Below are 20,672 nucleotides of genomic sequence, written 5' to 3'. Positions count from 1 at the left end.
CTTTTTGATTTTCCGCTTTGTATTGCTAGCTAAGGGCGCACTGTAAAATCGCGGACGAAATCTGCGAAAAAGGCTGAGGCATGAACGGATCTTTTATGCACGGCGATCGTCTGGGGGATCTCGGAGAATGTTCCTTCCACGAGCCGGAAGCCTGAAATTCTTTCCGAAGTTTGGATGAGATATTCGGTCAGTCCAGCAGCCGCAGTGCACTGCGATTGGACAAGCAGATTGATGGCCGTTGCAGGGCTATCAGTGTGGGAGACTGAAGCTCTTTGAAGGATTCGTTCGAGCTGCTTCGTATAGGCTGCACTCCTTGCAGAGGCGATCTGGACTCCTTCGACGTCAACATCTTGGACACGCCGGAAGGACGAACTGGCAGGCACGAGATAGGTCGCTTTGACGGAGATGTATGGAGGTGAGAAGGAGAAGCGGTCGGCTCTTGATGGATCCGAGGCAATGAAAGCGATGTCCCATTCGTCGCCGTCGGCATTGGCAAGTATGTCGGCAGCCGAGCCGTACTGAATTAGAGAGAGGCCGCAATCCAATTGTTCGGCAATCTTGTGGGTTATCTGGGCGCTCGGACCGACCAAGGCGCCCGCCTCATCGTCCCATCGGACCAACGCCGCATTTGACATATTGATGGCGGCCCTGATAGCGCCGGTCGGCGCTATCTCAGCCAAAATCTGCTTCCGCGTCGACATCTTCGAACTCCCTAAGATGCGAACCTGGCCGCGAGCGCTTCGGATCCTCTTGCGAGTAGGGCGACATCTACACCGACTGCGGTAAACAGCGTCCCCAGCGAAATGCAGCGGGCTGCGAACTTCTCGTCGGGGGTGAGTATGCCCGTCGGCTTTCCAAGCGCCTTCAAGCGCCTTATCGCGTCCTCGATCGCCAAAACCACTTCAGGGTGGCCCGGTTGACCAGGATGGCCAAAGCTCGCCGCGAGATCAGCCGGGCCGATGAAGGTGCCGTCCACTCCTTCGACAGCGGCGATGGATTCGAGATGATCGAGCGCTTCCCGGGTCTCGATTTGAAGAAGCAAGCATATCTCCTGCTCCGCGAGCTGTGCGTAGTTCGAAACGCGCCCGAAGCGTGTGGCACGCGTCAAGGCGGAGACACCGCGAATCCCGCGCGGCGGATACCGTATGGCTGCTACGGCGGCCATCGCCTCCTCTTCATTCTGCACATACGGAACGAGCAGCGTCTGCACGCCGATGTCCAGGAACCGCTTGATCAGCACAGGGTCGTTGAAGGCAGGGCGTACGACGGGAGAAACGCTGTAGGGCGCGACCGCCTGCAATTGGGGCAGGACGGTGAGGACGTCGCTGGGAGAGTGCTCGGTGTCGAACAGTAACCAGTCGAAGCCCGCCGGCGCCACGATTTCCGCTGCGTAGCTTCCCGGAAGGCCGCACCATAGACCGATCTGGCTTTGCCCAGCCATAAGCTTCCGCTTAAAGTGATTGACGGGGAGTTCCATCGCCACCTCACACGAACGAAACGCCGATGGAGCCGACCGGCCCGTAATCAGCCTGGATGACATCGCCCTTGGCGATATCCACGGGGCGGGTGAACGAGCCGGCAAGAACGATCTGGCCCTTCTTCAAGCCGCCTCCGACAGCATGGAGCTTGTTCACGAGCCATGCGATTCCGGCGGCTGGATGCCCCATGATGGCTGCGGAAACGCCCGACTCCTCGATGATGCCATTTTTCGAAAGCGTCGCGCCGACCCAGCGGATATCGACATCCATCGGCCGAACGATACGACCACCCACGACGATCGCTCCGAAAGCCGCGTTGTCGGCGATCGTGTCGGTGATCGCTCTTGGCACTTCGGTTCGATAGTCGATGATTTCGAGAGCGGGAACGACAAATTCGGTCGCCCTCATGACGTCATAGATACGGGTGCTTGATCCTTCAAGATCCTCACCCATTACGAATGCGAGTTCGACTTCGAGACGAGGCTTTATGAACAGATCCGCTTTGATCTGCGCTCCATCATTGAAGAGAGCGTCGTCGAGAATGACGCCGTAATCGGGCTCCGTCATCTTCGAGGCCATCTGCATTGCCCGCGACGTCAGTCCGATCTTGTGGCCGACGATCCGTGCACCTTTCGCAATCCGCGCCTGCGCCCAGAGCGCTTGTATATTGTAGGCGTCTTCGAGTTCCAGGTCCGGATATGTCTTGCTTGGCTGGATGATTGGCTTGCGTTCGATTTCGGCCCTCAGCAGCGCGTCGGCTGCCTCCTGGCGTTCCTTTTCCGTGATCATGATTTGGCTCTGCTGGTTTCGTTATTTGATCGGAGGGCGCGGCAGGGCTGCCTCACCCGGTTCCATGACATAGGTGTAGTCGAGCGAGAACCACGGTCCTGCGACGTCCGCGTCGGACGGGTGCGGTTCTTCATGCCGGACGAAGTTGCCCGTCAACGCCGCGGTCACGCCAAACTGCACGTCGGAGTCGATATTTGGATCGCTCGGGTCGAAGACCTGGGAGATGAGTGTCTTGTACCCGCGCTTAAAGATGAGTGCGTGCAGATGGGCGGGGCGATAGGGGTGACGGCCTTGCGCCTTGAGAAGGCGACCCACGACCCCGTCCACCGGGATCGGATAACCAACCATCTTGACCGTTCTGAACCAGAAGCGGCCTTCTTCGTTCGTGGTGAGCTTCCCACGGAGATTCATTTCTGCCTGATCGGGATCCTGGTTTTCGTAAAGTCCGACAGGCGACGCATGCCACACGTCGACCTCGGCGCCTGCTACAGGCTTGCCGTCCCGATCGATCACCTTCGCATGGACGAACAAAGGCGTGCCTGGAGTCTCGGACCGGATGATGGTTCCACCGTTCTCCACTCGCGGAGAGTTAAGCCGCCAGAATGGTCCGAGCAACGATTGCGACGTCTCCGTCTGCCCCTTGTCACCGTTATTGAGCAGGCAGACGAGCGAAGAGACGCCGAGCGATCCTGCCATCAGCACGAACTCGTTGTGACTATCAGTCTGCAATTGGCCAATTTCGTTGAGGACCGCTGTGGCCTCGCGGAATTCAGCTTCCGAAAGCCTGACCTCCCGTACGAACGCGTGGAGATGCTTCACCATTGCGACGAGTATTTCACGCAGCCTAGGATCCGCGGTGCGGTTCATCACGGCGAGGACGGCAGGCGTCAACTCGCTCTCGGTTCTGATTGGCATGCTGCCCACCTCCTCATGGGTTCAAATATGAGAATAATCGATTATCTGTCAAGCTGAGTGGACGTGTCAAAAACGCTATGTTTTCCTTCTACCTAGAGATTCTTGGGTTAATGTGTTGAATTTAAAGGTAAAATTTCTTTGATTTAATGCATTTGGGAGAAATTCAGCCGCTTTTTCAGTGGAGGCTTGACGAAAATAATCGTTTATTATATCGATCATCGAAAGTTTGATTGCGTGGGAGGAGAGATGGACGCGAGCGACGACGGCGCCCGTGGCGCACTGACGGAAGAAGACGCGCCGTCCGCTGCTTTTGCCGACGATGGAAAAAACACCATCGGCAGCCAGCTCGCATCGCGTCTTCGAGAGGCCATCATTTCCGGTGAACTGGAGGCGGGCAGCAAGATCAATCTCGACAGGGCGCGAAAGACGTTCAACGTCAGCCTGAGCCCGTTGCGCGAAGGCCTGGCCCGACTCATTTCCGACGGCTTGGTTGAGTTTCAGGACAATCGAGGCTATCGCGTCGCCCCGATCTCGATTGGCAATCTCGAAGAAGTTACGACCCTTCGGGAGGAGCTCGAGGTCTTTGCGCTACGCGAATCTATTCGCGTCGGTGACGTCGAGTGGGAGGGCAACATCATGCGTGCGCTCCATCGTCTGAACCGCACTGAGCGCGATGCCGCCCGTCCCGAGACGCTGGAATACTGGGAAACGCTGCACCGCGAATTCCACCTCACCTTAATCTCGGGCTGTGGCAAGCCCCTGCTTCTTCACTTCTGCAATCTTCTGCTGAATCTGAACGACCGATACCGCCGCGCCTTCCTTGTCCGCACATCCGGGGACCGCAATGTCGGTCAGGAACACAGCGAGATTGCGCAGGGCGCCGTGGCACGCGACGTTGAATATGCTTGCGAGAAGCTGCGACAGCACATCCACCGCACCGGAACCAATCTTCGCAACCATCTTGCGACGAAAGGTGTCGTATGATGGCCGCCTCAAGACCAAAATCGGCGCTCCCGATCGGCGTCGCGCACTTCTCGTCTATAATGCTGCCCCCCGCGGAGTTCGCGAAGAGTGCCGGACGCGCAGGTTTCTCCAGGATCGGCATCAGGCTCCATCCAGCCTTTCCCGGTGCGCCGTACTATGAACTGCCTGTCGGCAGCGCAGCAGCCGGAGAGTTGAAGGCTGTGCTTGCCGGTGAAGAAGTAGAGGTCTTCGATATCGAGTTCTTCGTAATCGATCCCTCTTTCGACGCATCGTCGGTGGAGGCGACCCTCGCCGCTGCTGCGAACATTGGAGCGCGTCGGCTCAGCGTCTGTGGTGACGATCAGGATCATGCCAGACTGTTATCGAACTTTTCGGATTTCTGCGTCCTCGCGGGACGGTACGGCTTGGCGGTCGACATCGAAAACATGGGCTGGCGGGTGGTCAAAGCCTTTGAAGACAGCGTCGACCTGGTGACAGGGGCAGGGATGGAGAATGCCGGAGTTCTCGTCGATGGCATTCATTTCTTCAGGAACGGCGCGGCTCTGGCAGACTTGCGGGCGAACCTCGACAAAGTGAAACATGTTCAACTATGCGACGTAGCCGGTCCGGCGCCGACAAAGCCGGAGGAAATGATCGCGGAAGCAAGAAGCGGCCGACTGCCTCCAGGCGAGGGGGAGCTGCCGTTGGGCGATTTGGTTGCAGTGGTCGGTACCGCCGCTTCCATCTCGGTGGAGGTGCCTCTGGTCGGATCCATGGCGCCGGAGGTCCACCTTAAACATCTTTTCAACTGTGCGGAAAGAATGGTCAGACCGGATCGATAGTCCGGCGCGGGTGCAAATTATCCGCACCGGGAGGAGGAAAATCATACATGGGTTATACGTTCGATTTTGGTGCGGTCTTTGACCGCGCCCCGGAGTTGCTTTGGGGTTCGCTCGGTACGATCGGGCTGGCGCTGGCCGGAATGGTCCTCGCGCTGGTAATCGGTATTATCGGCGTTGCCGCCAGAACGTCCAAGATCCGGCTCGTTCGAGCTCCCGTTATCGGGTTCGTGGAAATCGTCCGGAATACGCCCTTCCTCGTACAGATTTTCTTCATCTACTTCGCGCTTCCCCTGATGGGGATACGCCTCAACCCGACCGTCACCGCGATTATCGCACTGGGCATCAACGGCGGGGCATACGCAATCGAGATCATCCGCGGCGGCGTCGAGAGCGTCAGCAAGGGTCAAATCGAGGCAGGCTTCGCACTTGGCCTCCACAAGGCCGACGTCTTCCGGTTGATCGTGCTGAAGCCGGCTCTCCGGGCAATCTACCCGTCGCTCACCAGTCAGTTCGTCATACTGACCCTCACCACCTCCGTCTGCACCTCGATCGCCGCCTACGAGCTGACGTCAGCGGCGCAGAGAATCGAATCCGACACGTTCCGCAGCTTCGAGGTCTACTTCTCCGTAACTACCATCTACCTCGTTATTTCGACCCTGCTGATGGGCCTTTTCGCCCTCATTTCCCGCCACTACTTCAACTACCCGACGCGATAGGAGGCACTCATGGGTCCCATCGGCGAAAACGAATTTCTCTTCATCTTGCAGGGCCTGAAATGGACTGTACTGCTCGCGATCATCGGCTTTGTAGGTGGAGGCGTGTTCGGGATATTGATCGCCCTGGCGCGCACATCGAAAAATCGGACCGCGCGCATCGCGACTTCGGGCTACATCGCACTCTTCCAGGGCACACCGCTTCTGATGCAGCTTTTCGTCGTCTATTACGGCGTGGCGCTGCTCGGGGTTGATGTCAATGCCTGGATCGCGGTGGCTATCGCCTTCACTCTTCATGCGAGCGCCTTTCTCGCCGAGATCTGGCGCGGCTCCATCGAAGCCATTCCGAAGGGTCAGAGCGAAGCCGCCAACGCACTGGGCCTGCACTACGTATCGCGGATGAAAGACGTCATCCTTCCACAAGCTCTGAAAATCTCCATGCCTGCGACCATCGGCTTCCTTGTCCAACTCATCAAAGGAACGTCGCTCGCCGCGATCGTCGGCTTCATCGAGCTGACCCGAGCTGGACAGATTATCTCGAACCACACCTACCGGCCGCTCCTCGTCTTCGGGATCGTCGGCGTGATCTATTTTATCATTTGCTGGCCGCTGTCGCACCTTGGAAGCGGCCTCGAAAAACGGATGGCGAAAGCAGTCCGCTAACCGCTTCGTTCGAAGCAAAACCAAGAGGAGGAGTAAGCAATGCAGATCAACCGTAGGAAATTTCTGGGAGTCGCTTTTGCGACGGCCGCTTTCGCCACCATCGGCGCCGCCGCCGCATCGGCCGCCACGGTCGAAGAGATCAAAGCCAAGGGCACTCTCGTCGTCGGCATTCAGGGCGACAACGCACCATGGGGCTTTGTGAATACGAGCGGCAAACAGGACGGCTTCGACGCCGACATCGCGACGCTGTTCGCCAAGGAACTCGGCGTGAAGGTCGAGTTCCAGCCGCTCGCGGTCGCCAACCGAATTCCGGCGCTGACGACGGGGAAGGTGGATATCCTGTTCGCCACAATGGCCATGACCGAGGAGCGTGCCAAATCGATCCAGTACAGCAAGCCGTATGCGGCGAACACAATCTCGCTCTATGCCGCCAAGGCCGATGCCGCAAAGGCGCCGGCCGATGTAGCTGGCTGGGAGATCGGTGTGCCGAAGTCGAGCTCGCAGGATAAGGCTGTCACGGACGCCGTAGGATCGACTGCAACGATCCGCCGCTTCGACGATGACGCCGCCACTATCCAGGCTCTCATTTCGGGACAGGTAAAGGCTGTCGGCGGCAACCAGTTCTACGGACAGAGGCTCGATGCGGCCAGCGCCGGGACTTACGAGCGGAAGATCGACTTCCTGAAGACCTATAACGGCGTCGGAACTCGCCTTGGCGAGAAGGACTGGAACGAAGCCGCCAACAGCTTCATCGACAAGATCAAGGCAAGCGGGGAGCTGGCGGCCATCACCAAGAAGTGGATGGGCATCGACCTTCCGACATTCCCTGAATCCATCCCCAACATCCCGTTCACCGTCAAGTAAAGCATACATGGAGGGCGCCGTGCTCAATTCTTCAAGCGAACAGTCGACGTTGATTTCACTCGAGAAGCTGGAGAAATGGTACGGCTCCTTCCATGCTCTGAAAAACATCAGCCTGTCGGTTCGCAAAGGCGAGAAGATCGTCCTTTGCGGCCCGTCGGGTTCTGGCAAATCTACTTTGATCCGCTGCATCAACGCGCTTGAGACGATTCAGGACGGGAAGGTCGTCGTCGAGGGACAGTTGCTGGATGGCAGCACCAAGGCTGTGGACACGATCCGACGCGAAGTGGGCATGGTGTTCCAGAGTTTCAATTTGTTCCCTCACATGACCGTACTTCAGAACTGCACGCTAGCCCCCATGCGCGTTCGCGGCACCAGCCGCGCCGACGCCGAACGACTGGCACGAAAATATCTGGAGCGTGTCCGTATTCTTGATCAGGCGGAAAAATATCCCGCCCAGCTTTCCGGAGGCCAGCAGCAGCGCGTCGCGATCGCGCGTGCGCTCTGCATGGAGCCGAAAGTGATGCTGTTCGATGAGCCCACGAGCGCGCTAGACCCTGAGATGGTCAAGGAAGTGCTAGATACAATGATTGGGCTCGCACGCGACGGCATGACCATGATCTGTGTCACCCATGAAATGGGCTTCGCCCGCCAGGTAGCAGACAGGGTCATCTTCATGGCCTCCGGTGAGATCATCGAAGAGGCTGAACCCGAGATTTTCTTCAAGTCTCCTCAGCACGAGCGCACCAAGGCGTTTCTCGGCGAAATACTTGCCCATCACTGATTTGGTAGAGCTATCAAAATGGACAACAGGAAATTTCATGTCGGGCTGATCGGAGCGGACATTCAGATGTCGAAGTCGCCGGCTCTCCACGAGACCGAAGCATATCAGCTTGGACTGGAATATCGGTACGAGCTTCTCGATCTGGCCGAGCGTGGTCTCCCTGCATCTGCGCTGCCAGACCTTCTCGACGAGATCGAACGCCGGGGCTTTGCGGGAAGCAACGTCACTCACCCGTGCAAGCAGACCGTTATCGCTCACCTTACTGATCTGTCGGAAGATGCCCGGATGCTCGGTGCAGTCAACACGGTCGTGCTTCGCAATGGAAAGCGGATTGGGCACAACACCGATTGGTATGGCTTTTATAAGAATTTCGAGCGCGGATTGCCCGATGTTGCCAAAACACATGCGGTCCTGCTCGGCGCTGGCGGCGCGGGGGTCGCGGTCGCGCACGCAGCCATCAAGCTCGGAATCGAGCTGCTTTCGATCTTCGACCAGGACGCAAATCGCGCCGCCACGCTTGCCGATCAGCTCAATCAGCGCTTCTCAAAAAGGTGCGCGCAGCCGATCAGGGATGTCAGCGCCACGCTCGCTTCGGCCGACGGGCTGATCCACGCCACGCCGACGGGTATGCGAAGCCATCCTGGCATTCCGATCGACCCGGAAGCGCTTCAGTCGCGTCACTGGGTCGCTGATATTGTCTACATGCCCGTCGTGACCGAACTTTTGGCTTTGGCCGAGAAGAAGGGCTGCAGAACGCTGCCTGGTGGTGGAATGACGGTATTCCAGGCCGCCGCGGCGTTCGAATTGTTCACTAGCGTGCAGCCGGACGCGGAACGAATGTCGCGTCATTTCGAAGAGTTGTGCTGAGTTGGAGGACATGCGGTGCCGCATATCATTATTGACTATAGCCGGGGCGCTGCCGAGCGCGTCGTTATTGACGAGCTGACCAGAGCAGTGCATCGCCGAGTCCGCGACGGGGGACTGGTAAAGCCTACTATAGTTCGCACATTCGCCAGGGAAGCGACTTTCTCCTGCGTCGGTGACGAACATGCCGACAATCACTTCATTCAAATAATTGTGCGTGTGGCTCCCGGACGGCCGACGGAGACCAAACGAGAACTACTGAAAGCGGTCCTCGACGCTGCCCAGAATGTCGCAGCACCGGCACTGCAGGAAGGGCGGCTTGGGCTTCGCGCCGATCTCTACGAATCCGATCCGAATTTCGCATTCCAGGAAATAGCACTCGCCTGACCTCGTCGGTGCTTTCACAAGGGTAATTGCAATGAGCCTGATCTATGTTCTTAACGGCCCAAACCTCAACCTACTGGGCAAGCGCCAGCCCCACATCTACGGCCACGAGACACTGGCCGACGTCGAGGCCTCCTGCCGCAGGCTGGCATCGGAACTCGGACACGAGCTCCGCTTCCACCAGAGCAACCGCGAATACGAAATCATCGACTGGATCCATGAAGCGCGTGAGAATGGAGCCGGTATCGTGATCAATCCAGCTGCATTCACGCACACGTCGCTTGCCATTCTCGACGCTCTGAATACGTTCGAAGGTCCCGTCATCGAGATCCATATCTCCAACGTGCATAAGCGCGAAAGCTTCCGCCATCACTCCTTTGTCTCCCACCGGGCAGACGGCGTAATCGCCGGCCTTGGGACGGAAGGCTATCAGCTCGGTATCCGCCGCGTCGCGACAATGCTAAAGACCCCGAAGAACGACTAGCGCAATATGGTCGACCGGGTCAAACTAGCGGTCCTCGGCGCGGGGCTGATTGGAAAGCGTCATATTTGACAAGTCTTGGAAGAACCCGCGGGGCTTTGATTGAGAAGCCGGCGGAACACACGGATTACTCGCCGTTCCTTCACTCGACATCTGGCGCAACCCGGCGGAGCGGAGCTGTCTGGAGCCCTTCGACCGCAAGCGCATCGACGTCGAGACCCAGGATCCGCTCGTCCTTCGAGGTCACGAAGAGCTTCTGGCCAGCGCTGCCCTGATCTTTTCGGCATTGGCGGCAAGCACCGCGCCGTCCTCCATCTTGCCGGAATGCGGCTTCAGCGCCACGCCTTCATGACGGGGAATGACGTGGAAATGCAGATGGAACACCGTCTGCCCGGCGGCCGGTTCGTTGAACTGGGCGATAAACACACCATCGGCATCGAAGACCTCTTCGAGCGCTTTGGCGACCTTCTGCACGACGGTGATGGCGTGGGCGAGGGTAGCGGGATCTGCATCGAGGATATTGCGGGAAGGCGCCTTCGGAACGACGAGCACATGGCCCGGCGCCTGCGGCATCACATCCATGAAGGCGACCGTATGCTGATCCTCATAGATACGGTGCGAGGGGATCTCGCCGCGCAGGATCTTGGCGAAGATGTTGTTGTCGTCATAAGCGGCCGGCTTGGTCATCGCGAAATCTCCTCACGTTCAATTTGATCGGGTAGCGCGCTCGGCAGGGCGGCGTCAATCCTCCTGCTGGCGCTCGCCCTTGCGGAAGGGGCTGTGCTCGGCCAGCAGCTCGCCCATCTGTTCAACATCGGCGCGCTCGCGGGCGAGATAATCGCCGATCGCCCGACGAAGGCCGGCGTGGGCGACATAATGGGCCGAATGCGTCGTCACCGGCAGGTAGCCGCGGGCGAGCTTGTGTTCGCCCTGGGCGCCGGCCTCGACCCGCTTCAGCCCTTTCGAAAGGGCAAAATCGATCGCCTGGTGATAGCAGACCTCGAAATGCAGGAAGGGGTGATCCTCGATGCAGCCCCAGTGACGGCCGTAGAGCGTCTCGCCGCCGATGAAGTTGATCGCGCCGGCGACATAGCGTCCGTCGCGCTTGGCCATGACGAGCAGGATGTCGTCAGCCATGCGCTCGCCGATCAGCGAGTAGAATTTGCGGGTGAGGTAGGGCCGACCCCATTTGCGCCCGCCGGTATCCATGTAGAATTTGAAGAACTGGTCCCAGATGCGTTCCGTCAGGTCGCTGCCGGTCAGCCAGTCGATGCTGATGCCGTTTTCGAGTGCGGCCCGGCGCTCCTTGCGCAATGCCTTGCGTTTGCGCGAAGTGAGCGTTTCGAGGAATTCCTCGTGATTGGCGTAGCCGTCATTGATGAAATGGAACTGCTGGTCGGTGCGGTGCAGATAGCCGTCCATCTCGAAGACGCCGATCTCTTCATCGGGCACGAAGGTGACATGGGCGGAGGAGATGCCGAGCCGGCGCACGACCTCCTTCAGGCTTTCGGCGATCGCGCTCTGGATCGGCAGCCGCTGCAGCCCCTCGGTGACGAGAAGCCGCGGACCCGTCGCCGGAGTGAATGGGATAGAGCATTGAAGTTTGGGATAATAGCGCCCGCCGGCCCGCTCGAAGGCATCGGCCCAGCCATGGTCGAAGACATATTCGCCCTGGCTGTGGTTCTTGAGGTAGCCGGGCAGGGCGCCGATCAGGTCGCCGCGATCGGTCTCGAGCAGCAGGTGATGGCCGAGCCAGCCGGTCTCGGCGGTGGCCGACCCGGATTCTTCCAGCGACGACAAAAAGGCGTGCGAGACGAAGGGATTGTAAGCGATCGTGGTGCCGCTCTTCGATGCCCCGGAAAGCCTGGACCAGCTCTCCGGGGAAATCGCGGTGAAGGAGCGTTCTACGCGAATGGATAATTCATCGGTCATGGAGCAGATGCGAAGCCTGTGGGAAGACGGTCTCGGCTTTGCTTCAGTCTGCGCATGATCTTGGCCAAAAAGCGAGCGTCAAACCGCCACACGCGGGTCGAAGCCTTCGAAGGTCATCTGGTCTGCGTTGGCGAAGGTCCGCCGGCGCGCCTCTTCGTCGCGCACTGTCCAGGTGATGACGGGAATACCCTTTTCGCGTTGGCCGGATATGAAGGCATTCGGCAGGTCGTCGTAATAATAGGAGATGAAATCGAGACCGATCTCCATCGCCTTGGCATGCGTCGCGAATTCCTCCGGCGTGTTGCCGTTGGCGGTCAGCCCGAGCGGGTAGGGTGCCTCAAGCGCCTTCAGATCGCGCAGCAGCCAGTGGTCGAAGCTCATCAGCGCCACCTTGCCGTCATAACCCTGAAGCACTTCGAGAACAGATTCGGCAAACCCTTCGTCATCGGCCTCGCGGCCCTTCAGCTCCAGTACCAGCGGCACTTTGCTCCTGACGAGATCGAGAAGCTGGCTCAGCGTCGGCACCTTGTCGCTGGTGCCGCCGACGGCGATCAGTCCGAGTTCCCTGGAGGTGCGCTCCCTGATGTCGCCGGTGAGACTGCACAGGCGCTGCAGGTCCTCGTCATGAAAGATGATCGGTACGCCGTCGGAGGCGTAATGCAGATCGCATTCGATCGCAAAGCCCGCTTCGACGGCGCGCGAAAAGGCCGAAAGCGTGTTTTCCCAGACGAGCTTATTGAGATCGTGAAAGCCGCGATGGGCGACCGCCACGTCCTTGATCCAGGCCGCATTCGTCATTCTGCGATTTCCATGATAGCATCGATCTCGACGGCGGCGTTCAGCGGCAGGGCGGCCATGCCGACGGCGGCACGCGCATGTTTGCCGGCCTCGCCGAGCACGCCGGCAATCAGGTTCGACGCGCCATTCATGACGAGATGCTGCTCGACAAAGTCGGGCGCCGAGGCGACGAAGCCATTGAGCTTGATGACGCGCCGGATGCGGCCGAGATTGCCGCCAAGTGCGGCCTTCGCCTGGGCGAGGATATTGATGGCGCAGAGTTCGGCGCCGCGCTGGCCGCTTGCAACATCGACCGTCTTGCCGAGATGGCCGGCGACGGCGACCTTGCCGCCTTCGAGCGGCAGCTGGCCGGAAATGTAGAGAAGATTGCCGCTGATGACATAGGGAACGTAATTTGCGGCTGGGGCCGCGGCTTCGGGCAGGGTTATCCCCATCTCAGTCAGGCGCGCTGCAATTTCATCGGACATTTTCGTCTCCGCTTTTGTTGTCAATGTTTCAAAAATTATGCATCAAGACTAGAATCTTTAATATGACAGCTTCGAGCCTCGATTTGGCCGAAAGAGTTCATATAACATCGCGGCCGAGTCCAACAGGAGTGAATGAATGTTCCGATCGAGTCTTGCCGCTCTGCTTCTTGCCAGCGTCTCCGCCAATGCATGGGCGGGTGCGCCTGCGGCAAGCGCTGCGGCCGCGACCGGCCTCATCGCCCATCGCGCCGTCTACGATCTCGAATTGAAAGACGCTTCGGACCGCTCCGGTATCGCCGGCATGTACGGCCGCATGGTCTATGAGTTCGACGGCAGCTATTGCCAGGGCTTCACCACCAATTTCCGCTTCGTGACACAGATCGACACCGGCGACAGCGTGCGCGTCAGCGACCAGCAGACGAAGACCTTCGAGAACCTGAAGGACGGCAAGTTCACCTTCGACACCAAATCCTTCACCGACGATCAGCTCGACAAGGAGGTCAACGGTGCCGCTCAGGATCAGCCTGATGGCGTCAAGGTCGATCTCAAGCAGCCGGCGAGCCGGGAGCTGCAGCTGGCCGAAAGCCGCTTTCCCACGGAACACATGCTTGATGTGATTCAGAACGCCAAGGACGGCAAGCGCTTCTTCGAGGCGCGCGTTTTCGACGGTTCCGATGACGGCGACAAGGCGCTGGCGACGACGACGATCGTCGGCAAGCAGCAGACGCCGGTTGCCGAGGAGGCCGATGCCGGCAATGCCGGCGCCTTCTCCAAGACCGCGTTTTGGCCGGTGACGATCGCCTATTTCAACGAGAATGCGAAATCCGATTCGCTGCCGGTCTATCGCATGTCCTTCAAGCTCTATGAGAACGGCATCACCCGCGACCTGACGATGGATTACGGTGATTTCGTTCTGACGGGCAAGCTTGCCAAGCTGGAACTGCTCGAGCGCAAGGCCGAGGTCTGCAAGTAAACGCGGCTTTCTCGGCCGTCATAAAACAGTATCATAAAACTCACTATGGTTTGACGACCAGCGATGGTTGCGTTGCTTACGCTTCGTCCTGCTCTTCAGGCCGCGCGATCTTTGCAGCCAAACCATTGCGATAAGGCCTGTTTATTGCAAAGATAGGTTTTACAAAACATTGACGCGCTGCAAGCCCGGAAAGCCCTCACCATGGCCGAGACCGATCTCGCGACTGCTCAGAATGCCGCCCTGCCGGTTGTTGTCGCCGATCCGGCGGAAATTGCCCGCATTTCCGATGGCATCGATATCTCCGACCGCGCCGGCATTTCGGTCTATGGCGACCGCGCCCAGCAGTCGGTCAGCGACTATGCCGACAGAATTCTGCGCGAGGTCCGCAACAAGGATCTCGGCGAGATCGGCCGCCTGCTGACCGACATCATCATCAAGTCGAAGAACCTCGATCCGGCATCCCTGAAGGACAAGGGTTTTCTCAGCCGTATGTTCCTTTCGGCGAAAGCGCGGCTCGAACGGTTCAAAGAGGAGTTCGAGGACGTGGCCGGCCAGATCGACCGGATCGGCCTGGAACTCGACAGACACAAGGATACGCTGCGGCGCGACATCGCGTTGCTCGATGATCTGCATGAGGAAACCAAGCAATCGATCAGGCGGCTCGATGCCTATGTGCAGGCCGGCAAGACGTTCGCCGAGCGTTTCCGCAGCGTCGAGGTGCCGAAGCTGAAGGCGCAAGCCGAAGCGGCGGCGACCGGTCCCGGCGGCGGCATGCTGGAGGCGCAGACCTATCAGGACAGCCTGCAGGCGCTCGACCGGCTGGAAAAGCGGGTCTTCTACCTGCAGCAGGCGCGCCAGCTCGGCATCCAGCAATTGCCGCAGATCCGCATCGTCCAGTCGGGCGACGAGACACTGATCGAGAACCTGCAGGCAACCTCCGCGCTGACCGTCCCGGCCTGGAAGCAGAAGATGGTTATCCTGCTCGGCCTGACGCGGCAAAAATCGGCGCTCGACCTGCAGAAGGCGGTGACGGACGCCACCAATGACATGATCCGCCAGGCATCCGAGATGATGAAGGACCAGGCGATATCAATCGAGCAGCAGTCGCAGCGCGGCATCGTCGATATCGACACGCTCGCCAAGGCGAACAAGGATCTGATCGATACGATATCAGGGGTGCTTCGGGTTCAGGAGGAGGGACGCCGCAAGCGGGCGCTCGCCGAACAGCAGATGGAGCAGATGACGATCGAGCTCAAGAAAGCGATGACTCAGGCGTGATCGACAGGACGACGATGCGAGCGCTGCTTTCAGGCCTGGCACTTCTTACCGCTCTGGGCCTTACCGGCTGCAATCCCTTCGGCCAGGGGCCGGAGTTCTCAATCGTGTCGGGCTCGGAAAATACCGTCCTGCAGCCGATCGTCGAAGAGTTCTGCAAGCAGAAGAACGCCACCTGCACCTTCAAATATGAAGGCACGCTCGATATCGGCCTGGCGCTGCAGAGCGACCAGGGTGTTACGCAGGATGCGGTCTGGCCGGCCTCCAGCGTCTGGGTCGACATGTTCGACACCCGGCGCCGGGTTAAGAACCTGACCTCGATCGCGCAGACGCCGGTCGTATTGGGGGTGCGCAGGTCGAAGGCCGAACAGCTCGGCTGGATCGGCAGGGACGTGCTCATGAAGGACATCCTGGCGGCGGTCGAGAGCGGATCGCTGAAGTTCCTCATGACCTCGGCGACACAATCCAATTCGGGCGCCAGTGCCTATCTCGCCATGCTGTCGAGCGCGCTCGGCAACAAGCCTGTGATCGAACCCGGCGATCTCGACGATAAAAACGTGCAGGAGAGCGTCCGGTCGCTGCTTTCGGGTGTTGTGCGCTCGTCGGGCTCCTCGGGCTGGCTTGCCGATCTCTACGTCGATTCCGCCGGCAAGGGCACGCTCTACGACGCGATGTGGAATTACGAGGCGGTGCTGAAGGAAACCAACGACAAGCTCGCGGCCCTGTCGCAGGAGCCGCTTTATGCGATCTATCCGGCCGATGGCGTGGCTATGGCGGATTCGCCGATCGGCTTCGTCGATCATGGCCGCGGGCCCGAAGTCCAGACCTTCTTCAACGATCTGCTCGCCTATCTCCGCTCGGGCCCCGTGCAGCAGCGCATCGCCGATACCGGCCGGCGCATCCCGTTGACCGACGTCGCCGCCAAGCCGGAGCCGAAGTGGAATTTCGATCCGACCCGGCTGGTGACGGCGATCCGTATGCCCGAGCCGGGCGTCATCCGCCAGGCGCTCACCCTTTATCAGGCGGCGTTGCGCAAACCGTCGCTGACGGCCCTCTGCCTAGATTTTTCCGGTTCGATGCAGGGTGACGGCGAGGACCAGCTGCAGAAGGCGATGCGTTTCCTCTTGACCCCCGACGAGGCGAGCAAGGTGCTGGTGCAATGGTCGCCGGCCGACCAGATCATCGTCATTCCCTTCGACAGCAGCGTGCGCAACATGTTCATGGCGAGCGGAAACCCGCTTGAGCAGGAGGGACTGCTGAACGAGATTTCCAGACAGAAGGCGGACGGCGGCACCAACATGTATGCCTGCGCCCAACGGGCTTTGCAGCAGATCGCCAGAACCGACAGGCTCTCGACTTATCTGCCGGCCATCGTCATCATGACCGACGGCAGGTCCGATGATCAAAGCCGAGCCTTCATGAGTGCGTGGAACGCGATCGAGCCGCGTGTACCGATCTTCGGTATCACATTCGGCGACGCCGACAAGACTCAGCTCGACGCTCTTGCCAAGCAGACCACGGCGCGCGTATTCGATGGCGGTTCAGATCTTGCCACCGCCTTCCGCACCGCGCGCGGCTATAATTAGGACGAGCATGCGCAACTGGCTCGGCGATGACGGCAACTGGATCGTGGCGGGACTGGCCGCCGCAATCACCGTGCCGCTGTTGAGTTTTGCCGCCGGCATGCCCTTCTGGATTGCCGCCATTATCGCCCTTCTGGTCTTTGCCGGGCTTGTCATTCTGCTGGCGCCGCGCCGGCTGTTCGAAAGTCTCGATTTCAAGCGCATCGGCAGCGGGCGCGTCGCCTTTGCCCGCGACCTCTTGGAGGCGGCGGTTCCCTTTGCTGAAAGGCTGGAGACCGCCGGCGATGCGATCGCCGACAAGCCAGCGGCGGCGGCTGTCCGGCACCTTGCCGAAATCGCCGCCGATGTCTTTCGCAAGGTCGAGGCCAAGCCCGAAAGCGCCAATGCGGTTCGCCGGTTTCTTTCCTATTATCTGCCGCGTGCGGCCGAGGTGGCGGAGGGTTTTGCCGTGATCGAAGCCAAGCGCGTTCCCGACCCGAAGCAGTTGGGGGAGGTGCGCGGAGTTCTGGTGAAGCTCGAAGAGGCCTTCGTTCATTATGCCGACAGCCTTGTCGACGAGGAACTCGGCACGCTCGACACCGATCTGCGCCTCATCCAGGCATCGCTCAAAGAGGATATTGGACGCTGATGGCTCTTTCTCGTCGCGCCTTTGGAGTGGGATTGCTCGGAGCCGGTGTTGCCGGCACCGGCGGTTATTTCGCCGTGCGGGACCGGCCGGAATTGCAGGGTCTGCTGGGCAGCCGCACGACGCTGTTCGGTTTCGTCGGCGGCGAGAAAGAGCCTTTCCTGGCCGACCCCGACGTCATCAAGGCGCTTGGCTCATATGGGTTGACGATAGACAGTCGCGTTGCCGGCTCCGTCGAGATGGTGCGCGAACAGGCGCTGCTGTCGCAGCATCCGCAATTCCTCTGGCCGTCCTCCTCGATCATGGTCGATATCGCCAGGCAGAACGGGATCGGTATCCGCAACGACCGCGTCGTGCTGAATACGCCCGTCGTCGTCTATTCCTGGCAGCCGGTGGTCGACGGCCTGATGAAGGCCGGATTGGTGACGCTGACCAAGGAGGGCCATCATCAGCTCGATCTGAAGGCGCTGCTCGATGCGATCCTTGCCGGCGCCGACTGGTCGAAGCTCGGCGTCAATTCGCTCTACGGCCGCGCCCGTATCGTCTCGACCGATCCCAACCGCTCAAACTCAGGCTTCATGTTCGCGGGCCTGGTGCTCAGCCTTTTCAGCGGCAATGTCGCGACATCGGCTGATCTCGCTGCGTTCGGCGGCAAGGTGCAGGCGATCTTCCGCAATATGGGCTTCAAATCCCCGTCATCAGGCAAGCTTTTCGACCAGTATCTGGCCGGCGGCCTCGGCGGCGAGCCGATGATCGTCGGTTACGAGAATCAACTGGTCGAATGGATCCTCGCCGATCCCACACGCTGGGAGCGCATCAGGTCGAGCGCGGGCGCAAAGCCGGCGGTGCTCTATCCGCGCCCGACCGTCTATTCCGCGCATCCGCTGATCGTCGTCGACGAAAATGCCAATCGGATGATCGAGGCGCTGACCAGCCCGCGGCTGCAGGAACTTGCCTGGACGAGACACGGCTTCCGCGGTCCCTTGGGCACCGCGACCGGCAATGCCGACAGCGCGATCGGCAGCCTGCTGCCGGCTGAGGTCGACGCCATTCTGCCGATGCCGGACGCCGGCGTCATGCTGTCGCTGCTGCCGACGCTGGCCAGCTGAGCGGCGGCATTTATAGGGCAGGGCAGCCGGCCGGATGGTCGGCAGAATCCGTGTTTTTATGCCGAATGGAATGTTTTCCTTGCTTTTATGCCGAAGCGAATGTATGGGCACCGGCATTCCACACGTAAGGCATGGGATCGTCCGGGAGAAATCCGGGCTGTTCCGCCGGTGGCATCCTTGAAGAGGGTGCTGTTCGTCTTGCGGAGGTTCAACCGGAAAAGGAGTAACAAGGCATGGCATTGCCTGATTTTTCTATGCGCCAGCTTCTTGAAGCAGGCGTCCACTTCGGCCACCAGACCCATCGCTGGAACCCGAAGATGAAGCCGTATATCTTCGGCGACCGCAACAACATCCACATCATCGATCTGGCCCAAACCGTTCCGATGCTGTCGCGCGCCCTCCAGGTCGTCAGCGACACCGTTGCCCGCGGCGGCCGCGTTCTCTTCGTCGGCACCAAGCGCCAGGCGTCCGAGATCATCGCCGACAGCGCCAAGCGCTCGGCCCAGTACTACGTCAACTCGCGCTGGCTCGGCGGCATGATGACGAACTGGAAGACGATCTCCAACTCGATCCAGCGCCTGCGCAAGCTCGATGAGATCCTCGGCGGCGAAGCCCAGGGCTTCACCAAGAAGGAACGCCTGAACCTCGAGCGCGAGCGTGAAAAGCTCGACAAGGCTCTCGGCGGTATCCGCGATATGGGCGGCACCCCCGATCTGATGTTCATCATCGACACCAACAAGGAAAAGATCGCGATCGACGAAGCCAAGCGCCTCGGCATCCCGGTTGTCGCCATCATCGACTCGAACTGCGATCCCGACCTGATCGACTATCCGATCCCGGGCAACGACGACGCATCGCGCGCAATCGCTCTTTACTGCGAGCTGATCTCCCGCGCTGCCATCGACGGCATCGCTCGCCAGCAGAGCTCTTCCGGCCGCGATCTCGGCGCATCCTCCGAAGTTCCGGTCGAGCCGGCTCTCGAAGAAGCAGCCGAAGGCTGATGAAAGCGGGCGGATCGGAAGTTCCGCCAAAGCTTGCATGGACTGGGGAAGGCCGCTCGCGACTCATCGAAGTTCGGCGGCCTTGCCTGTTTCAGGGCGAAGGCGTCAGATGCCTCGCCAGATAAGTTTCGTTATGGCGCGTCTTCATCACGCTGTCATACATACAGGTACATTTCGTGCCTCAATCCGGTGCCGCGCCGCGCTTTGCGGCCCACCGTTTGAACCGACAAGAGGAAGATAATGAGCGAGATTACGGCTGCAATGGTGAAGGAACTGCGCGAAAAGACCGGCGCAGGCATGATGGACTGCAAGAAGGCGCTTGCCGAAACCAATGGCGACATGGAAGCGGCGATCGACTGGCTGCGCGCCAAGGGCATCGCCAAGGCCGACAAGAAGTCCGGCCGTACCGCTGCCGAAGGCCTCATCGGCGTTTCGAGCGAAGGCACCAAGGCCGTCGTCGTCGAAGTCAACTCCGAAACCGACTTCGTCGCCCGTAACGACGCCTTCCAGGATCTCGTCCGTGGCATCGCCAAGGTCGCCGTCTCCACGAACGGCAGCGTCGAGGCCGTTGCGGCCGCGACCTACCCGGCATCCGGCAAGTCGGTCTCCGACACGATCAAGGATGCGATCGCAACGATCGGCGAGAACATGAACCTGCGCCGCTCGGTCGCTCTCTCCGTCGAGGACGGCGTTGTTGCCACCTATATCCACAATGCCGTTTCCGACGGTCTCGGCAAGCTCGGCGTTCTCGTCGCGCTGAAGTCGACCGGCGACAAGGAAGCCCTGAACGCAATCGGCCGCCAGGTCGCCATGCACATTGCCGCGACCGCGCCGCTGGCGATCCGCCCCGAGGAAGTCGATGCCGCCGTCGCCGAGCGCGAGCGCAACGTCTTCATCGAGCAGTCCCGCGCCTCCGGCAAGCCGGACAATATCATCGAGAAGATGGTGGAAGGCCGCATGCGCAAGTTCTTCGAGGAAGTCGCCCTTCTCTCGCAGGCTTTCGTCATCAATCCTGATCTGACCGTCGCAGCCGCCATCAAGGAAGCTGAAAAGGCCGTCGGCGCTCCGATCGAAGTTGCCGGCATGGCCCGTCTTCTGCTCGGCGAAGGCGTCGAGAAGGAAGAAACCGATTTCGCAGCCGAAGTCGCGGCTGCCGTCAAGGGTTGATCTTC

The 20,672-nt window shown here is 60.0% G+C and carries 24 protein-coding genes; 16 read left to right on the top strand and 8 right to left on the bottom strand.

Translation table 11 applies throughout. From position 1 onward, the window contains the following. Positions 1–29 precede the first annotated feature (29 nt). Genes K6M89_RS13375 through K6M89_RS13360 form a run of 4 tightly spaced genes read right to left on the bottom strand, consistent with a single transcriptional unit; the run spans position 30 to position 3,182 of the window. A complete protein-coding gene (locus K6M89_RS13375; protein ID WP_222139772.1) occupies positions 30–701 on the bottom strand; it encodes a transporter substrate-binding domain-containing protein in 672 nt (223 codons plus the stop codon). Between the two features lie 11 nt (positions 702–712). Then, positions 713–1,477 carry a 4-hydroxy-2-oxoheptanedioate aldolase gene (gene hpaI, locus K6M89_RS13370; RefSeq protein ID WP_222139771.1) on the bottom strand — a complete coding sequence of 255 codons (765 nt, stop codon included), beginning with the start codon at positions 1,475–1,477 and terminating at the stop codon, positions 713–715. Positions 1,478–1,484: 7 nt separating this feature from the next. After that, positions 1,485–2,267: a 2-oxo-hept-4-ene-1,7-dioate hydratase gene (gene hpaH / locus K6M89_RS13365; protein WP_222139770.1), complete on the bottom strand. Its 783-nt coding sequence runs from the start codon at positions 2,265–2,267 to the stop codon at positions 1,485–1,487. 21 nt (positions 2,268–2,288) lie between these two features. Further along, positions 2,289–3,182, bottom strand: a complete 894-nt coding sequence (locus K6M89_RS13360) for an intradiol ring-cleavage dioxygenase (protein WP_222139769.1) — start codon at positions 3,180–3,182, stop codon at positions 2,289–2,291. A gap of 246 nt (positions 3,183–3,428) precedes the next feature. Here K6M89_RS13360 and K6M89_RS13355 point away from each other — a divergent pair, with 246 nt between their 5' ends. From K6M89_RS13355 to aroQ, 9 genes are read left to right on the top strand one after another with little or no spacing between them, the layout of a single operon-like run. Then, complete coding sequence (locus tag K6M89_RS13355; protein ID WP_222139768.1) at positions 3,429–4,166, top strand: GntR family transcriptional regulator; 738 nt, start codon at positions 3,429–3,431, stop codon at positions 4,164–4,166. Continuing rightward, the gene (locus tag K6M89_RS13350; RefSeq protein WP_222139767.1) at positions 4,166–4,987 is read left to right on the top strand and encodes a sugar phosphate isomerase/epimerase family protein; all 822 of its coding nucleotides are present in this window, start codon (positions 4,166–4,168) and stop codon (positions 4,985–4,987) included. Before K6M89_RS13355 ends, K6M89_RS13350 begins: the two co-directional genes overlap by 1 nt. A gap of 47 nt (positions 4,988–5,034) precedes the next feature. Continuing rightward, entirely contained in the window at positions 5,035–5,703 is a 669-nt protein-coding gene (locus K6M89_RS13345) for an amino acid ABC transporter permease (protein WP_183838530.1), read from the top strand. 9 nt (positions 5,704–5,712) lie between these two features. Beyond that, positions 5,713–6,363, top strand: a complete 651-nt coding sequence (locus K6M89_RS13340) for an amino acid ABC transporter permease (RefSeq protein ID WP_222139766.1) — start codon at positions 5,713–5,715, stop codon at positions 6,361–6,363. 39 nt (positions 6,364–6,402) lie between these two features. Next, positions 6,403–7,227: a transporter substrate-binding domain-containing protein gene (locus tag K6M89_RS13335; RefSeq protein WP_222139765.1), complete on the top strand. Its 825-nt coding sequence runs from the start codon at positions 6,403–6,405 to the stop codon at positions 7,225–7,227. Between the two features lie 19 nt (positions 7,228–7,246). Continuing rightward, complete coding sequence (locus K6M89_RS13330; RefSeq protein WP_438826583.1) at positions 7,247–8,008, top strand: amino acid ABC transporter ATP-binding protein; 762 nt, start codon at positions 7,247–7,249, stop codon at positions 8,006–8,008. Positions 8,009–8,026: 18 nt separating this feature from the next. Further along, entirely contained in the window at positions 8,027–8,875 is an 849-nt protein-coding gene (locus K6M89_RS13325) for a shikimate dehydrogenase (RefSeq protein ID WP_222139764.1), read from the top strand. Between the two features lie 15 nt (positions 8,876–8,890). Further along, a complete protein-coding gene (locus K6M89_RS13320; protein WP_077993864.1) occupies positions 8,891–9,259 on the top strand; it encodes a 5-carboxymethyl-2-hydroxymuconate Delta-isomerase in 369 nt (122 codons plus the stop codon). A gap of 31 nt (positions 9,260–9,290) precedes the next feature. Continuing rightward, positions 9,291–9,740, top strand: coding sequence for a type II 3-dehydroquinate dehydratase (aroQ, locus tag K6M89_RS13315; RefSeq protein ID WP_038688656.1), 450 nt, complete (start codon positions 9,291–9,293; stop codon positions 9,738–9,740). 240 nt (positions 9,741–9,980) lie between these two features. On the opposite strand, the gene K6M89_RS13310 is transcribed toward aroQ, so the two are convergent. The 4 genes from K6M89_RS13310 to K6M89_RS13295 all read right to left on the bottom strand — a co-directional run bounded on the left by K6M89_RS13310 (position 9,981) and on the right by K6M89_RS13295 (position 12,934). Further along, on the bottom strand, positions 9,981–10,424 hold the full coding sequence (locus K6M89_RS13310; RefSeq protein WP_222139763.1) for an HIT family protein: 444 nt from the start codon (positions 10,422–10,424) through the stop codon (positions 9,981–9,983). Between the two features lie 54 nt (positions 10,425–10,478). Beyond that, positions 10,479–11,669, bottom strand: a complete 1,191-nt coding sequence (locus tag K6M89_RS13305; protein WP_222139762.1) for a GNAT family N-acetyltransferase — start codon at positions 11,667–11,669, stop codon at positions 10,479–10,481. Between the two features lie 78 nt (positions 11,670–11,747). Further along, positions 11,748–12,467, bottom strand: a complete 720-nt coding sequence (locus K6M89_RS13300; RefSeq protein ID WP_222139761.1) for a glycerophosphodiester phosphodiesterase — start codon at positions 12,465–12,467, stop codon at positions 11,748–11,750. After that, a complete protein-coding gene (locus tag K6M89_RS13295; protein WP_222139760.1) occupies positions 12,464–12,934 on the bottom strand; it encodes a RidA family protein in 471 nt (156 codons plus the stop codon). Before K6M89_RS13295 ends, K6M89_RS13300 begins: the two co-directional genes overlap by 4 nt. A 136-nt stretch (positions 12,935–13,070) precedes the next feature. Between K6M89_RS13295 and K6M89_RS13290 the strand changes: the two genes are divergently transcribed. From K6M89_RS13290 to tsf, 7 genes are all read left to right on the top strand, one after another. Continuing rightward, entirely contained in the window at positions 13,071–13,907 is an 837-nt protein-coding gene (locus tag K6M89_RS13290) for a cell envelope integrity EipB family protein (RefSeq protein WP_222139759.1), read from the top strand. Positions 13,908–14,108: 201 nt separating this feature from the next. Continuing rightward, entirely contained in the window at positions 14,109–15,185 is a 1,077-nt protein-coding gene (locus tag K6M89_RS13285; RefSeq protein WP_222139758.1) for a toxic anion resistance protein, read from the top strand. A 14-nt stretch (positions 15,186–15,199) separates the two neighbouring features. Continuing rightward, positions 15,200–16,768 carry a substrate-binding domain-containing protein gene (locus tag K6M89_RS13280; RefSeq protein WP_097579387.1) on the top strand — a complete coding sequence of 523 codons (1,569 nt, stop codon included), beginning with the start codon at positions 15,200–15,202 and terminating at the stop codon, positions 16,766–16,768. Between the two features lie 7 nt (positions 16,769–16,775). After that, positions 16,776–17,393 (top strand): 5-bromo-4-chloroindolyl phosphate hydrolysis family protein, encoded by a 618-nt coding sequence (locus K6M89_RS13275; protein ID WP_222139757.1) that lies wholly within the window; start codon positions 16,776–16,778, stop codon positions 17,391–17,393. After that, positions 17,393–18,499: a type 2 periplasmic-binding domain-containing protein gene (locus tag K6M89_RS13270; protein ID WP_222139756.1), complete on the top strand. Its 1,107-nt coding sequence runs from the start codon at positions 17,393–17,395 to the stop codon at positions 18,497–18,499. The genes K6M89_RS13275 and K6M89_RS13270 overlap by 1 nt, the downstream gene beginning before the upstream one ends. 233 nt (positions 18,500–18,732) lie before the next feature. Continuing rightward, positions 18,733–19,500: a 30S ribosomal protein S2 gene (gene rpsB, locus K6M89_RS13265; RefSeq protein ID WP_008526906.1), complete on the top strand. Its 768-nt coding sequence runs from the start codon at positions 18,733–18,735 to the stop codon at positions 19,498–19,500. 240 nt (positions 19,501–19,740) lie between these two features. After that, the gene (gene tsf, locus K6M89_RS13260) at positions 19,741–20,667 is read left to right on the top strand and encodes a translation elongation factor Ts (RefSeq protein ID WP_064683596.1); all 927 of its coding nucleotides are present in this window, start codon (positions 19,741–19,743) and stop codon (positions 20,665–20,667) included. Positions 20,668–20,672: the final 5 nt, after the last annotated feature.

The sequence above is a fragment of the Rhizobium croatiense genome (assembly GCF_019793465.1).
In the GTDB taxonomy this organism is placed as follows: domain Bacteria; phylum Pseudomonadota; class Alphaproteobacteria; order Rhizobiales; family Rhizobiaceae; genus Rhizobium; species Rhizobium croatiense.
This window is presented reverse-complemented; position numbering and strand designations above follow the sequence as displayed.